Annotated in this window: 11 protein-coding genes; 10 read left to right on the top strand and 1 reads right to left on the bottom strand. The window is 67.7% G+C overall.

The window, feature by feature from the left end; genetic code table 11:
- Window positions 1-148 precede the first annotated feature (148 nt).
- From V5F74_RS05130 to V5F74_RS05175, 10 genes are all read left to right on the top strand, one after another.
- Complete coding sequence (locus V5F74_RS05130; protein ID WP_394006650.1) at window positions 149-1,333, top strand: muconate/chloromuconate family cycloisomerase; 1,185 nt, start codon at window positions 149-151, stop codon at window positions 1,331-1,333.
- A gap of 103 nt (window positions 1,334-1,436) precedes the next feature.
- Window positions 1,437-2,795 (top strand): Rieske 2Fe-2S domain-containing protein, encoded by a 1,359-nt coding sequence (locus V5F74_RS05135; protein ID WP_394006652.1) that lies wholly within the window; start codon window positions 1,437-1,439, stop codon window positions 2,793-2,795.
- A complete protein-coding gene (benB, locus tag V5F74_RS05140; protein ID WP_394006654.1) occupies window positions 2,792-3,280 on the top strand; it encodes a benzoate 1,2-dioxygenase small subunit in 489 nt (162 codons plus the stop codon). The genes V5F74_RS05135 and benB overlap by 4 nt, the downstream gene beginning before the upstream one ends.
- 32 nt (window positions 3,281-3,312) lie before the next feature.
- Window positions 3,313-4,335 carry a benzoate 1,2-dioxygenase electron transfer component BenC gene (gene benC, locus V5F74_RS05145; protein WP_394006656.1) on the top strand — a complete coding sequence of 341 codons (1,023 nt, stop codon included), beginning with the start codon at window positions 3,313-3,315 and terminating at the stop codon, window positions 4,333-4,335.
- A gap of 55 nt (window positions 4,336-4,390) precedes the next feature.
- Window positions 4,391-5,725, top strand: a complete 1,335-nt coding sequence (locus tag V5F74_RS05150) for an MFS transporter (RefSeq protein ID WP_394006658.1) — start codon at window positions 4,391-4,393, stop codon at window positions 5,723-5,725.
- Between the two features lie 112 nt (window positions 5,726-5,837).
- Complete coding sequence (gene catA / locus V5F74_RS05155) at window positions 5,838-6,767, top strand: catechol 1,2-dioxygenase (RefSeq protein ID WP_394006660.1); 930 nt, start codon at window positions 5,838-5,840, stop codon at window positions 6,765-6,767.
- Window positions 6,768-6,824: 57 nt separating this feature from the next.
- A complete protein-coding gene (locus V5F74_RS05160; RefSeq protein WP_394006662.1) occupies window positions 6,825-8,105 on the top strand; it encodes a GTPase in 1,281 nt (426 codons plus the stop codon).
- On the top strand, window positions 8,102-9,724 hold the full coding sequence (locus V5F74_RS05165; RefSeq protein ID WP_394006664.1) for a GTPase: 1,623 nt from the start codon (window positions 8,102-8,104) through the stop codon (window positions 9,722-9,724). The genes V5F74_RS05160 and V5F74_RS05165 overlap by 4 nt, the downstream gene beginning before the upstream one ends.
- 254 nt (window positions 9,725-9,978) lie before the next feature.
- Window positions 9,979-11,934 carry a transketolase gene (gene tkt / locus V5F74_RS05170; protein ID WP_394007473.1) on the top strand — a complete coding sequence of 652 codons (1,956 nt, stop codon included), beginning with the start codon at window positions 9,979-9,981 and terminating at the stop codon, window positions 11,932-11,934.
- A gap of 31 nt (window positions 11,935-11,965) precedes the next feature.
- Window positions 11,966-12,925 carry a D-2-hydroxyacid dehydrogenase gene (locus tag V5F74_RS05175; protein ID WP_029557556.1) on the top strand — a complete coding sequence of 320 codons (960 nt, stop codon included), beginning with the start codon at window positions 11,966-11,968 and terminating at the stop codon, window positions 12,923-12,925.
- A gap of 175 nt (window positions 12,926-13,100) precedes the next feature.
- Here V5F74_RS05175 and V5F74_RS05180 read toward each other — a convergent pair whose 3' ends face one another.
- Window positions 13,101-15,041 (bottom strand): TRAP transporter large permease, encoded by a 1,941-nt coding sequence (locus V5F74_RS05180; protein WP_394007475.1) that lies wholly within the window; start codon window positions 15,039-15,041, stop codon window positions 13,101-13,103.
- Window positions 15,042-15,054: the final 13 nt, after the last annotated feature.

Genomic DNA, 15,054 nt, shown 5'->3' on the forward strand with positions numbered 1-15,054 from the left:
CGGGCACAATTTTTATGGTCATTTGCGGTATGTTGCGGCGCGGCAAGCTGCCGTTCCATTACATTTTTTCCGACATAATACCCCCTGAGTATAATTGTAAACACAAAAGGTTTTGGACGGCGGCGCCCGTCGTCCGCAAGGTGTCGCCATGAACGCGACCTTTGCACATCCCATCCCGACCTCTGCTCCTGCCCGCGCCGTCATCGAGCGGGTGGAGACGGCGCTGATCGACCTTCCGACCATCCGGCCGCACAAGCTCTCGGTCGCGACCATGAACGGCCAGACGCTGATGCTGGTGCGCGTTCTGTGCAGCGACGGGGTGGTGGGCATCGGCGAGGGAACCACCATCGGCGGCCTCGCCTATGGCGGTGAGAGCCCGGAGAGCATGAAGCTCGCGGTCGATACCTATTTCGCGCCCCTGATGGTGGGCCAGGACCCCACCGCCGTGCGCGCGCTGATGCTGCGCATCGGCAAGATGGTGAAGGACAACCGATTCGCGAAGAGCGCCGTCGAGACGGCACTACTCGACGCGCAGGGCAAGCGCCTCGGCCAGCCGGTGAGCGAACTCCTGGGCGGTCGCCTGCGCTCCCGCCTGCCGGTGGCCTGGACCCTCGCATCGGGCGATACAGCCAAAGACATCGCCGAGGCGGAGAAAATGCTGGAGCTGCGGCGCCACCGCATCTTCAAACTGAAGATCGGCGCGCGGACGCCGGCGGCCGACGTCGCCCATGTCGCGACCATCAAGCGCGCGCTTGGAGACCGCGGCGCGGTGCGGGTGGACGTCAACATGGCGTGGAGCGAGACAGAGGCTGCCTACGGCATGGCCGCCCTCGCCGACGCCGGCTGCGAGCTGGTCGAGCAGCCCGTCGCCACGGCCGCGGGACTGGCTCGGCTGGTGCGCCGCTTCCCGGTGGCGCTGATGGCCGACGAGTCGCTGCAGGGGCCGGAGAGCGCCTTCGAGATCGCGAAAAACGCCGGCGCCGACGTGTTCGCCATCAAGATCGAGCAGAGCGGCGGCCTGTTCCAGGCCCAGCGCGTGGCCGCCATCGCCGATGCGGCCGGCATCGGCCTTTATGGCGGCACCATGCTGGAAGGCGCGGTGGGCACCATCGCCTCGGCCCAGCTGTTCTCCACGTTCGTCAACCTCCAGTGGGGCACCGAACTGTTCGGCCCCCTGCTGCTGACCGAAGAAATTCTCGCCACGCCCCTCACCTACGCGGACTTCGAGCTGGCCGTGCCTGCCGGGCCGGGCCTCGGGATCGCGCTCGATGAGGATCGCGTGGACTTCTTCACCCGGGGCAGGCCCCGCAAGACCACGAGCGTCGCCGTGTAGGGCGCGCCGCACCCGGTTCAACAATTTGCACGAACGCGCAGCCGACCCGGGGCGAATTCAGCCCTGCCGCCGACGAAGCGCAGCATCTCGAGGGAGGATAGCCATGCCAGCGACTGCCGAAAGGACCCCTGATCTCGATCTCCTGCTCGCGACCGCGGTGCAGGACGACAAGGAGGCCGGCGTCTTCCGCTGCCGCCGCGACATCTTCACCAACGAAGAGCTCTTCGAGCTGGAGATGAAGCATATCTTCGAGAGCAACTGGGTGTATCTGGCCCATGAGAGCCAGATCCCCGAGAACAACGATTACTACACCACGTCCATCGGCCGCCAGCCGGTGGTGGTGACGCGGGACAAGGCGGGCGAACTCCACGCCGTCATCAATGCCTGCGCCCATCGCGGCGCGCTCCTGTGCCGGCGCAAGCACGGCAACAAGGGCAGCTTCACCTGCCCCTTCCACGGCTGGACTTTCTCCAACACCGGCAAGCTGCTCAAGGTGAAGGACGAGAAGACCACCCAGTATCCGCCCCAGTTCGCCAAGAACGGCTCCCACGATCTGAAGCGCGTGCCACGCTTCGAGAGCTACCGCGGCTTCCTGTTCGGCAGCCTGAAGGAAGATGTGGCGCCGCTCGCCGACTATCTCGGCGAGACCAAGGCCATCATCGACCTGATCGTGGACCAGGCGCCGAACGGCCTTGAAGTGCTGCGGGGGAACTCGTCCTACATCTATGACGGCAACTGGAAGCTCCAGATGGAGAACGGCTGCGACGGCTATCACGTCAGCTCCGTTCACTGGAACTATGCCGCGACCATGGGCCGCCGCAAGGTGGAAGGCACCAAGGCTGTCGACGCCAACGGCTGGAGCCGGTCCGTGGCGGGCGTCTACGGCTTCGACAACGGCCACATCCTGCTGTGGACCAACACGATGAACCCCGAGGTGCGCCCAGTCTATGGCCACCGGGAAGAGATCGCCGCCCGTGTCGGCCAGGAGCGGGCGGACCTCATCGTCAACCAGACGCGCAATCTCTGCCTCTATCCCAACGTGTTCCTGATGGACCAGTTCAGCACGCAGATCCGCGTCGCGCGGCCCATCAGCGTGGACAAGACGGAGATCAGCATCTTCTGCTTCGCCCCCAAGGGCGAAAGCGCCGAGGACCGCGCGCTGCGCATCCGCCAGTATGAGGACTTCTTCAACGTCTCCGGCATGGGCACGTCGGACGACCTCGAAGAGTTCCGCGCCTGCCAGGTGGGCTATGCCGGCATCTCCGCGCTGTGGAACGACCTGTCGCGCGGCGCGCCCCTGTGGATCGAAGGTCCCGACGAGAACGCAATGCGCCTGGGCATTCGTCCTCTGCTCTCCGGCGAGCGCAGCGAGGACGAAGGGTTGTTCGTGCGCCAGCACGAATACTGGGCGAAGGTGATGCGCCAGGCCGTGTCGCCCCGCGAGACGGGAGTTGCGGCATGAGCATCTCCCTCGAAGCCGCCCGCGCCTTCCTCTATCGCGAGGCGCGCCTGCTGGATGACCGCGCCTGGGACGAATGGCTCACCTGCTACGCGCCCGATGTCACCTATTGGATGCCCGCCTGGGATGACGACGACCGGCTCACCGAAGACCCGCAGTCGCAGATCTCGCTGATCTACTACCCCGATCGCGACGGGCTGGAAGACCGCATCTTCCGCATCAAGACCGAACGCTCCGGCGCCTCCACGCCGGAGCCGCGCACGAGCCACAACGTGACCAATGTCGAACTCATGGCGACGCGGCCGGGCGAGCTCGACGTCAGGTACAATTTCCACACCCTCAGCCATCGCTACAAGGTCACGGACCAGTTCTTCGGAACCATGTTCGTCACCCTGCGCGAGGATGAGGGGCAGATCATCATCGCGGCCAAGAAGATCGTTCTGAAGAACGACTACATCCGCCAGGTCATCGACGTCTATCACGTCTGACAGGCATCGATATCCGACCCAGGGAGGGTTCCATGTCCAGCCATACCATCGCGCTCAATTTCGAGGATGGCGTCACGCGCATCATCGACTGCAAGGCGGGCGAAAAGGTGCTCGACGCGGCGTTCCGCAACAAGATCAACCTGCCCATGGACTGCTCGGACGGGGTCTGCGGAACCTGCAAATGCCGCGCCGAAAGCGGCGCGTATGACCTCGGCGAGGACTATATCGAGGACGCCCTGACCGCCGACGAGGCGGCGCAGGGGCTGGTGTTGACCTGCCAGATGGTGCCGTCCAGCGACTGCATCATTGCCGTGCCGGTCAGCTCGCTCTCCTGCAAGACGGGGCTTCAGAAATTCGCCGCGACGGTGGCGCAGGTGAGCCTCCACAACGACGCCGCGGTGGTCCTGGAACTGGACGTGGACGGCCCGGCGCCCGCCTTCCTGCCGGGGCAGTACGTCAACATCGACGTGCCGGGCACGGGGCTCAGCCGCGCCTATTCCTTCTCCTCCGCGCCGGGCGAGACGCGCATCTCCTTCCTCATCAAGAGGATTCCCGGCGGCCTCATGAGCTCCTGGCTGGCGCGGGCGAAGCCGGGCGAGAGGCTCACGCTCAACGGTCCGCTGGGCAGCTTCTATCTGCGCGACACAAGCGCGCCGCTGCTCTTCCTCGCCGGTGGCACGGGCCTCGCGCCCTTCCTCTCCATGCTGGAAGTGCTCGCCCGCGCCGGCGCGCAGCAGCAGATCCATCTCGTCTATGGCGTCACACGCGATCTCGATCTCGTGCAGGTGGAGACGCTCGAAGCCTACACCGCGCGCCTGCCGGGATTCGGCTTCACCACCGTGGTGGCCGACGAGGCTTCGGCCCATCCGCGCAAGGGATGGGTCACCCAGCACATGCCCGACGACATGCTCCGCGCGGCGCCGGACGTCTATCTGTGCGGCCCCCCGCCCATGGTCGATGCCGTACGCCGGCATTTCGAGGCTACGGGCGTGACGCCCAACTGCTTCCACTACGAGAAATTCACGCCCAACGCGCCGCTGAAGGAAAGCGCCTAGGGCGCGTGCCAGCGAACAAGATCAAACGTGCAAAAGCACTCCGGGGAGGAAACACATGCGAAATATCGATATCACGGATGCCATCGACAAGGCGCCGTTCGGGCGCTTCCAATGGACGGTGGCCGCGCTCTGCGGGCTGCTGCTGGTGGTGGATGGCTATGACGTCTTCGTGGCCGGCACGGTGCTGCCCGCGCTGATGAAGGAGTGGGGCCTCAGCAAGCCGCAGGCCGGCACCCTTCAGGCCTGGGCGCTGTTCGGCATGATGTTCGGCGCCCTCGTCTTCGGCCCCCTCGCGGACAGGATCGGCCGCAAGAAGGGCATCGCCATCTGCTTCCTCCTGTTCACCACGTCCACGCTGCTTGCCGGCTTTGCCAATTCGCCGACCCAGTTCGGCATCTTCCGGTTCATCGCCGGTCTCGGCTGCGGCGGCCTGATGCCGAACACGGTCGCGCTGATGAACGAATATGCGCCCAAGCGCCTGCGCAGCACCATGGTGGCCGTGATGTTCTCCGGCTATTCGGTGGGCGGAATGGTGGCCGCCGGCTTCGGTATCGGGCTCATCCCGCAGTTCGGCTGGAAACCCATGTTCTTCATCGCCGCCGTGCCCCTGCTCCTGCTGCCGCTGGTGCTGTGGAAGCTGCCGGAATCCCTCGGCTTCCTCCTCCGCCAGGGCAAGGAGGCAGAAGCCCGCACGATCTGGGCGAAGGTCGCCCCCTCCGCCCGGCTCGATGCCTCCGACAGGCTGGTGTTCATCGAGAGCAAGAGCGCGTCCGCTTCGGTCATCGAGCTGTTCCGCGACCAGCGGGCGGTGAGCACCGTGATGCTGTGGGCCGCCTTCTTCTGCTGCCTGCTGCTGGTCTATCTGCTGTCGTCCTGGCTGCCCAAGGTTCTGCAGGAAGTCGGCTATGCCGAGACTGCCAGCCTCCTGAGCCTCTTCTCGCTCAATTTCGGCGGCATGCTGGGGGCGATCCTCGGCGGACGGCTCGGCGACCGCTTCGGCCTGCCGCGGGTGGTGGTCGGCTTCTTCACCGCAGCCGCGGTGTCCATCGCGCTCATCGGCTTCGGCCTTCCGGCGCCCCTGCTGTTCGTGATGGTCTTCATCGCCGGCGCCACCACCATCGGCACGCAGATCCTGCTCTATGCCAGCGTGGCGCAGCTCTACAACCTATCTATCCGGTCCACCGGCCTCGGCTGGGCCTCGGGCGTGGGCCGCATCGGCGCAATCGTCGGGCCGACGCTGGGGGGCGTGCTGCTGGCCCAGGAGCTGCCGCTGCAACAGAATTTCCTGATCTTCGCGGTGCCCGCGGCGCTCTCGGCCCTCGCCATGCTGGTGTTCGCGGTGAACGCCGCGCGCCGCACCGCGACGGTCACGGCTGTCGCGACGGCCTAGGGAGCCGCTTCCGCGGCCCGTCATCGATCGGGCATGACGACACCTGAACAAGATCAACCGGCGCAAGGGGCGAACGGAAGCCCTCGCCACCAGACACGTGGAGGACACAAGGATGGGTGTGAAGATTTTCAACGGCAAGGATGTGCAGGACTTCCTGCGGGTCATCGCCAACCTGGACGGGACCGGCGGCAACGAGCGGGCCAAGCAGGTGGTGCACCGCATCGTCTCCGATTTGTTCAAGACCATCGAGGATTTCGACCTGACCCCGGACGAGGTCTGGCTCGGCATCAACTACCTCAACAAGCTCGGCTCGGAGGGCGAGGCGGCGCTGCTGGCGGCCGGCATCGGCCTTGAGCACTACATCGACATGCGCCTCGACGCCGAGGATGCCGAGCTGGGCATCACCGGCGGCACGCCGCGCACCATCGAGGGGCCGCTCTATGTGGCCGGCGCCCCCGAGCAGAAGAGCAAGGCGCGCCTCGACAAGAATCCCGATGCCGACGCCGGCCCCCTGCGGATCCACGGCATCGTCACCGGTCCAGACGGCGCACCGGTGGCGGACGCCCTGGTGGAAGTCTGGCATTCGGATTCCAAGGGCTTCTATTCCCATTTCGACCCGACGGGCCGGCAGAGCGAGTTCAATCTGCGCGGCGCGATCCGCACCGGAGCGGACGGGCGCTATGAGGTGCTCACCCGGATGCCGGCCTCTTATGGCTGCCCGCCCTCGGGCGCGACGCAGACCCTGCTGAACCAGCTCAACCGCCACGGCAACCGCCCGGCTCATGTGCACTTCTTCGTCACCACGGATGCCTTCCGCAAGCTGACGACGCAGTTCAACATCGAGGGCGACCCGCTGATCTGGGACGACTTCGCCTTCGCCACCCGTGAAGGTCTCATCCCCCATGTGGCGGAGCGCACCGGCGGCGCGGCGGTCGGCTTCGAGGAGGACGTCTACCGGGACATCGAGTTCAACATCGAACTCACCCCGAAGGTCGCCGGCAAGGACAACCAGATCGTCGAGCGCGCCCGCGCCGCGGCCTGAGCGAAAGAACCGGCGGCAGCGCGAATGCTGCCGCCGGACACGCACGGGAAGCCACGAATGCCCGAGGACGCCTCTCTTCGACAGCCGCCGACAAGCGCCCACCCGGCGCGGTGGCGCGACGTGCTCTGCGTGCTGCCGCATCGGGACGGCGACCTCGCGCGCCTCGACGAACTGGCGGCGGCGGATGCGCCCGTCGTCACCGTCATCGGCAAGTACAATCACGGCAAGAGCCGGCTCCTCAACGAGCTGATGCGCCGGGACGCCTTCGCCGTGGCCGACCGGCGCCAGACCATCCAGCTGGCCGAGTGCCGGCACGCGGGCGTGCGCTGGCTCGATGCTCCGGGGCTGGATGCGGACGTGGCCGGGGAAGACGACCGGCAAGCGCTCCGCGCCATCTGGCTTGCCTCCGACATTCGCCTGTTCGTCCATGCCGCGCGCGAAGGCGAGCTGGACACTGCGGAACAGGCTCTTGTCGAAACCCTGCGCGCCGACAGCCGCCGCACCCGTTGCGAGACGCTGATCGTGGTCACGCAAGCGGACCAGATGGAAGACGACGACGCGCTCGGTCGCGTGGTGTCCGCCATCGCGGATCAGGTGCCGGGCGCGGGCCTTCACGTCGTCTCCTCCACCCGGCATCGCCGGGGACTGGAAGACGCCAAGACCCTCCTCATTCAGCGCAGCGGGTTTCCCGAGCTGGAGCGCGCTCTGGCGGACGCGCTTGCGCGGGTGCCGGCCGCGCGGGCTCATGAGGCGCGCCTGTTACGGGGCGAAATCCGCGCGGAACTTGAAACTGTCCGGAACGCCGAGGCTGAGACGCTGGCGTCCCTCCGGCAGCAACAGACGGCCCAGCGGCACGCCTTCGACGACGGGCTTGAGACCCTGCTCGCGGTGATCGGCGGGGACATGGAGGAGCTCGTGTCACGCGCCGGCCCGGACCTCGCGCTGGTGGCGGACACCGGCCGTGAGCGCTACGCCACGACCGCGGCGAAGCTGGAGCGCGCGCGCATCCAGGTGGCTTATTCGAGGGCGTGCATCCGCCTTGACGGCTTCCTCGCGGGCCATGGCGTCTCCGGCCTGCCGCAGGAGCAGCAGACCGCCGCCGGCAGCCTCAACACGGTCATGGTGGCGGTCATGGGCGTCTCGGTAAAATTCCGGGCGGACCTGCGCCGCGTGTTCTGCGAGGAAGCTGGGCGGGCGCGTCTGCTGGCGGCCTTCGCCCACTATTTCGAGCTGTCGCGATCCCGGGCGGCGCTGCGGGACAGGATCGGCGAATCCTCCGTTGCACTGGATGCGACCGACCGTGCCCGCGCCACCCTGCCGCCGGACGCCGCGCCATGACGGCGGAGACGATGGACCGCAGCGCCCCCTCGCCGGCGCTCCATGCTCCAGCCACACGCGCGGCGCTGTCCGAGGAACACCATTTCATCGCCGAAGCCGAGGCGATCGCGCTCGGCTCGGACGACCTTCGACCTGCGCTCGCACGTTTGGACGACTGGCTTTCAAGTCTCGGCGCGCGCCTGGCCGGTGCCCGCCTCTCCAGCGCAGCATTGCGGGAGGACAGCGAAATCGCCCGCCGCATCGCGACAGCGAATGCCGTGATCGAGGCCTGCATCTCGGACTGGCCCCGGCAACGCGACGCGCTGCGGCCCGCCGAAGCGCTGGCGCGGAGCCTGGATCAGGCCGTAGTCCTGCTGGTGTTCGGCAAGTTCAATGCGGGCAAGAGTTCGCTCTGCAATCTCATGGCCGACCGCTTCGCGGCCCACGGCTTGGAAGTGAACTCCTTTCAGCTCGATGCCGACGGACGCCTGGAGCCCTGCGCCCGCTTCACGGAAGGCGCGACCGAGACCACATCGCGCATCCAGGGCATCCGGCTGGGCCAGCGGCTGGTGCTGCTCGATACGCCCGGCCTCCATTCCGCCACCGGCGAGCACGCGGCACTCACCCGCCGCTTCGTCGACTGCGCCGACGCCGTGCTCTGGCTCACCAGTTCCTCAACGCCGGGACAGGTGCAGGAACTGGAGGAGCTTGCCGGCGAATTGCGCCGCGCCAAGCCCCTGCTGCCGGTCATCACCCGCAGCGACCGCTATGAAGAAGACGAGATCGACGGCGCGCTGGTGAAGCTCATCCGCAACAAGACCACGGCCGACCGCAGCGGGCAGGAGGCGGACGTGGCGGAGCGTGCGCGCGACAAGCTCGCAGCGCTGGGGCTGGACGTGGCGCTGCTGCGGCCGCCCCTGTCTGTCTCCGTCCATATGGCCCGGGCGGAGGAAGAGAGTCCCGCGGCCATGGCGTCGGCGGGCATGGATCGTCTCTATGCTGCCCTGCGGGCCCTCGTTTCGCCAGCACTGGCCTATCGGAGCCGCAAGCCGGCTGAGGTGCGGCTGCGCCATCTGGACGAAACCGTCCTGGGCAGCCTGCACGTGCTGCTGCGGCCCGCGCTGGAACAGCTGAATGCCGCGCTGGACGACGCGGCAGCCCAACTCGACCTCCGGGGCACGCAGATGCAGGACGATGTATGGCGCGCCATCGCCCCCCTTCTGCCGGACCTGCTCGACGCCCACGCTCCTGAGCGGGATGCAGCTGGCGTCCGCCGCAGCCTATCGCAGGCGCTGCAATCGGCATGGGGCGAGGCGCGGGACGCCCACTTCCGCGACTATCGGCTCGGCCGCGATGGGCAACCTGCCCCATTCGAACCCGCCCCGGACATCGGCTTCGAGGAGATCGTGATCGAGGTGGAGGGGACCCGCCAGTCCGTCGGCGTGGACGCCACGCGCCTGCACGCGGCCCTGGAGCGGGAGATCGAGAATTGGGTGGCCGGGGCGGGCAGCCACGCACGGGAAGAAGGCGCCGCGTGCCTCCGCGATGTGATGGCGGACGCCGCGCGCCTCGATGCCGTCCTTCGCGCCCACGAGGCGAGCCTTCGCGACATCAGGAACGACCTGCGCGCACCGGCTTGAGCGGGCCTTGATTCATCCGGGATGAACGCAAGCCCCGGCAAACGCGCGGCCGGCCGGGCGCATCCATGAACCAGCTTCACCAATCGGTGTGTTTTTCGCGTTACCGGCCTTCGGCGGCTTTCGGCATCATCGCGCCCCTAAAAGACCAAGGCACGATGAGGAGACGACCGTTGAGCGCCCAAGCCCCTGCCACCACTGGCGATATTGCCATTTCCGCCCACCATGGAGCCGCCCAGTCGGCAGCACTCCAGCCCATGGCGCATGCCATCCGCTTCCTCGCGGTGGATGCCATTCTCGCGGCGGGCGAAGGACATCAGGGCGTTCCCCTCGGAATGGCCGAGATCGCGACGGTGCTCTACAGCCGTCACCTCAAGTTCGATCCTGCCGACCCCACCTGGCCCGACCGCGACCGGGTGGTGCTCTCCAACGGGCACGGCTCCACCCTGCTCTATTCCCTGCTGCACCTCACCGGCTATCACCACATCTCGCTGGACGCTGTGAAGAGCTTCCGTGAACTCGGCTCGACCTGCGCCGGCCATCCGGAATACGAGCCCGCCGCCGGCATCGAGACCACCACCGGCCCGCTCGGACAGGGCATCGCCAACGCGCTGGGCATGGCCATCGCCGAAGCCCATCTCAACGCGCGCTTCGGCGACGACCTTATCGATCACCGCACCTGGGCCTTCGTCGGCGACGGCTGCCTGCAGGAGGGCGTGGGGCAGGAGGTGATCCAGCTTGCCGGCCACCTCAAGCTCGGCAAGCTCACATTCTTCTGGGACGACAATGCCATCACCGACGATGGCTCCACCGAGCTGTCCATCTCCGAGAATGTGGCCGAGCGCTTCCGCGTGGCCGGCTGGCACGTGGTGGAGATCGACGGCCACGACATCGAGGCCGTGGACGCCGCCATCCGCGCCGCCAAGGCCGATCCCCGTCCCTCCATGATCGCCTGCAAGACGACCATCGCCCGCGGCATCCCGCGCCTCGAAGGCCAGCGCGGCGGCCACTCCGGCAAGCTGTTCCCGGATGATCGCGCCGCCATGGCGGAGCGCTTCGGCTGGACCGGCGGCAGCTTCGACATTCCCGCGGACATCGGCGCCGACTGGCGCGCCACGGGCAAGCCGGGTGCCGAGACGCGGGCCGCATGGCGCAAGCGGCTCGCCGCCGCCGGCAATGCGGTGCAGGACGAGTTCCAGCGCACCATTTCCGGCATCCTCAGTGAAGGCGCGCGCGAGGCCATCCACGCCTACAAGGCGAAGGCGGCGGCTGAGGAGAAGGCGGATTTCTCCATCGCCACGTCGGGTGACATCGCGGCGGCGCTCTATGAGGCGCTGCCCGACATCATGACCGCCTGCGCGGATCTGGAGGCGCCCACCAACCACAAGCGCCAGCTTTCCGCCTTCACGGCGAAGGACCGGGCCGGCCGCTACATCCATTGCGGCGTGCGCGAGCATGCCATGGGCTCGCTGGCCAACGGCATGGCGGCCCACGGCGGCATCATCCCGCTCGCCGTCACCTACCTGCCCTTCTCGGACTATGAGCGGCCCGCGCTGCGCATGGCCGCGCTCATGGGGCTGCCGGTGAAGTTCGTGTTCAGCCACGATTCCATCGGCATCGGCAAGAATGGCCCCACCCACCAGCCGGTGGAGATCATCGCCTCGCTGCGGGCCATGCCCAACATGACGGTGCTGCGCCCCTGCGACGCCATCGAGGCGGCCGAAGCGTGGGAGATCGCGCTGGAGCACCGCACCGGCCCGGTGGCGCTCATCTTCGCGCGCCAGTCCCTGCCGGCCCTGCGTCGCGATGGCGGCGCGGAGAACCGCTCGGCCCGCGGTGCCTACGTGCTTCAGGAGGCAGAGGGCGGCCCGCGCCGCGTCACGCTCATCTCCACCGGCTCGGAGGTGCAGATCGCCGTGGAGGCCCGTGTGCTGCTCCAGGCGCAGGGCATTCCCACCGCCGTTGTCTCCATGCCCTGCTGGAGCCTGTTCGAGGCTCAGGATGCCGCCTATCGCAAGGCGGTGCTGGGCGAAGGCACGGTGCGCGTCGCCGTGGAAGCGGCGGTGAAGTTCGGCTGGGAGCGCTGGATCGGCGAGGACGGCGGCTTCGTGGGCATGACCGGCTTTGGAGCCTCCGGCCCGGCGGATGCGTTGTACCGGCACTTCGGCATCACCGCAGAGGCCGTGTCCGAGGCAGCCCGCGTGCGCCTCTGAGCCCGTCGCGACAATCAGAAAGAACAACACCATGCACAAGATCGTCGTTCTCGACCGCGACACCATCGCGCCCGAGGTTCAGGTCCGCCGCCCGTCCTTCCCCCACGAATGGGTGGAACATGCCCGCACCAGCGCAAGCGAGGTGATGGAACGGGCGAAGGATGCCACCATCATCATCAACAACAAGGTGGATCTGCGGGCCGACACGCTGGCCCAGCTGCCCAACCTCAAGCTCATCGCCATTGCTGCCACCGGCACCGATTGCGTGGACAAGAAGGCGGCGGCCGCGCAGGGCATCCCCACGGTGAACATCCGGGGCTATGCCAAGGCCACCGTGCCGGAGCACACCTTCGCGCTGCTGCTCTCCCTCGCCCGCTCCATCGTGCCCTACCGGGCCGAGGTGCTGGAGGGAGCGTGGCAGGCGGCGCAGCAATTCTGCTTCTTCACCAACCCCATCGTGGACCTGGCGGGCCGGCGGCTCGGCATCGTCGGCGCCGGCGTGCTGGGCTCGCAGGTGGCCGGCATCGCGCGGGCCTTCGGCATGGACGTGGTGTTCTACGATCCCATGGCGAAGCCGGGCACGGCGGGCGTCGTGAGCCTCGACGAGCTGATCGAGACCTCCCACGCCATCACCCTGCACTGCCCGCTCACCGACGAGACGCGCGGCATGCTCGACATGGCCGCCTTCCGGCGCATGAAGAACCGGCCGATCATCATCAATACCGCGCGCGGCGGGCTGATCATGGAGGAAGACCTGGAGGTCGCCCTCGACGAAGGGCTGGTGAGCGCCGCCGGCCTCGATGTCACCCTGCCGGAGCCCCCGGCCCCCGACAGCGCCTTCATGCGGCTCGCACGGCGGCGCAACGTCATCTGCACCCCGCACATCGCCTGGGCCTCGCTGGAGGCGCAGCAGGCGCTGGCCGACCAGCTCATCGACAACATCGAGAACTTCGTCGCCGGCCGCCCCTCCAACGTGGTTTCGCCGGACTGAGGCGGCTCGCAACGTTTCAGTCTCGCGCGATGCGCCGGCCGGAATCCTTTCCGGCCGGCGTTTTCTTGTGCCCGCACGGACAGGACAAAAAAAGGCCCACCGGCGAACCGGCGGGCCTTCAGGCTAGGGAGCTTGTAACCCCGAGGCGGGGCCCGGTCTGCGCCGGGCTCGCTCTTCAGGGCAGGAAGCCGATGGAGATCCACGGCACCGCGGCCACCACCGCCAGTCCGATGAGCAGCACCAGCATGTAGCCGACGATGGGTTTCATGCCCTCGTCCGGGTTCACGTTGCCGATGGCGGTCGCGCAGTAGTAGCCGACGCCGAAGGGCGGCGCGAAGAGGCCGATGCCCATGGCGAGGATGACCACCATGGCATAGTGCACCTCGTGGATGCCCATCTGCCGCGCGATCGGGAACAGCAGCGGCCCGAACAGCACGATGGACGGGATGCCCTCCAGCACCGAGCCGAGGATGATGAAGGCGAGGATGGAGACCACCATGAAGGTGGCCGCGCCGCCCGGCAGGCCGGACATCACATGGGCGAGGGCCTGCGAAAAGCCGGACTGGGTGAGCGCCCAGGCCATGCCCGTCGCCGCGCCGATGATGAGCAGGATCGCGCCGGAGAGCGCGGCCGTGCTGATCATCATCGGGATGACCCGGCTCCAGTCGAACTGCCGGTAGACGAGCAGGCCCACCACCACGGAATAGATGATGCCGATGGTGGAGACTTCCGTCGCCGTGGCGATGCCCTCCATCACCGCGCCGCGGATGACGAACGGCAGGGCGATGGCCGGCAGCGCGATGCCAGCGGACCACAGGATGTCCTTGGCCGAGACGCGCTTGACGTTGGAGAGGTCGTCGTTGCGGTAGCGGTAGCGCACGAGGAGGCACAGCGCGAGGCCGAGCACCAGAGCGGGCAGAAGTCCGCCGGTGAACAGCGCCGCGATGGACACGCCCGTGACCGAGCCGATGGTGAGCAGCACGAGGGAGGGCGGGATCGTCTCCGTCTGCGCGCCGGTGGCGGCGAGCAGGGCCACGAGATCGCCCTTCTTGGCGCCGCGCTTCACCATTTCCGGGAACAGCACCGGCGTCACCGCCGCCATGTCCGCCGCCTTCGAGCCGGAGATGCCCGAGACGAGATACATGGCGCCGATCAGCACGTAGGAGAGGCCGCCGCGCACATGCCCGAGGAGGCTGGCGAGGAAACCCACCAGCGCCCGCGCCATGCCGGTCATCTCGATGAGCAGGCCGAGGAACACGAACAGCGGCACCGACAGCAGAATGAGGTGGCTCATGCCCTCGTCCATGCGCCCCACCACCACCGCGAGCGGCGTCGTGGTCGTGAAGGTGAGATAGCCCACTGTCGCGAGGCCGAACGAGAAGGCGATGGGCACGCCGGCGAACACCGACGCCGCCACGAGGCCCACGAGGAAGATGAGCAGGTTGTAGTTGCCCAGCGTCTTCAGCCAGGGCGAGGCCACATGGCCGAGACCGACCGCCAGCAGGAGGCAGACGCACACCACGGCCACCTGCTTGGGATTGGCCGCGCGCACCACTTTCAGGAAGCTCACCAGCGCCATGAGGCCAATGCCGATGGGCAACGCAGCCGCCTTCCATGTGTTGGGCACGTCGAGGGCCGGCAGCGTGACGAACATCTCGTCTTCGGCATACTCGATGGCGGGATGCAGCACCGCCACGAGGAACACCAGGGGCGCGGCCAGGGCCAGCGTCTCCAGCACCGATCGAACGCGCGGCGAGGCCATGCTCACCAGCGCGGTCATGCGCATGTGGCTATCGCGCTGGAGCGCCAGCACGGCGCCGAACATGGCGAGCCAGATGAAGAGGACGGACGCAAGCTCGTCCGACCACACGATGGGGCTGTGCAGCGCATAGCGCTTCACCACGCCGACGAAGAGCACGGTGATCTCCGCCAGCACAAGGGCTGCGGCGAGATATTCCACCACGCGGCAGATGGCGGTTTCCACACCGAATACGGCGCGGCGCCAGCCGGTGGGAAGCGCCGGGGGCGGCGCTTCCTCTGTGGCGTAGGCTTCGTGCAGCGCGTGGCTCTCGTCCAGCGCGTGGGCTTCCCCCAGCGCGTGTTTCGGCGGGGGCATGGAGTGGGATACG

The organism is Xanthobacter aminoxidans (assembly GCF_043193615.1).
GTDB lineage: Bacteria > Pseudomonadota > Alphaproteobacteria > Rhizobiales > Xanthobacteraceae > Xanthobacter > Xanthobacter aminoxidans.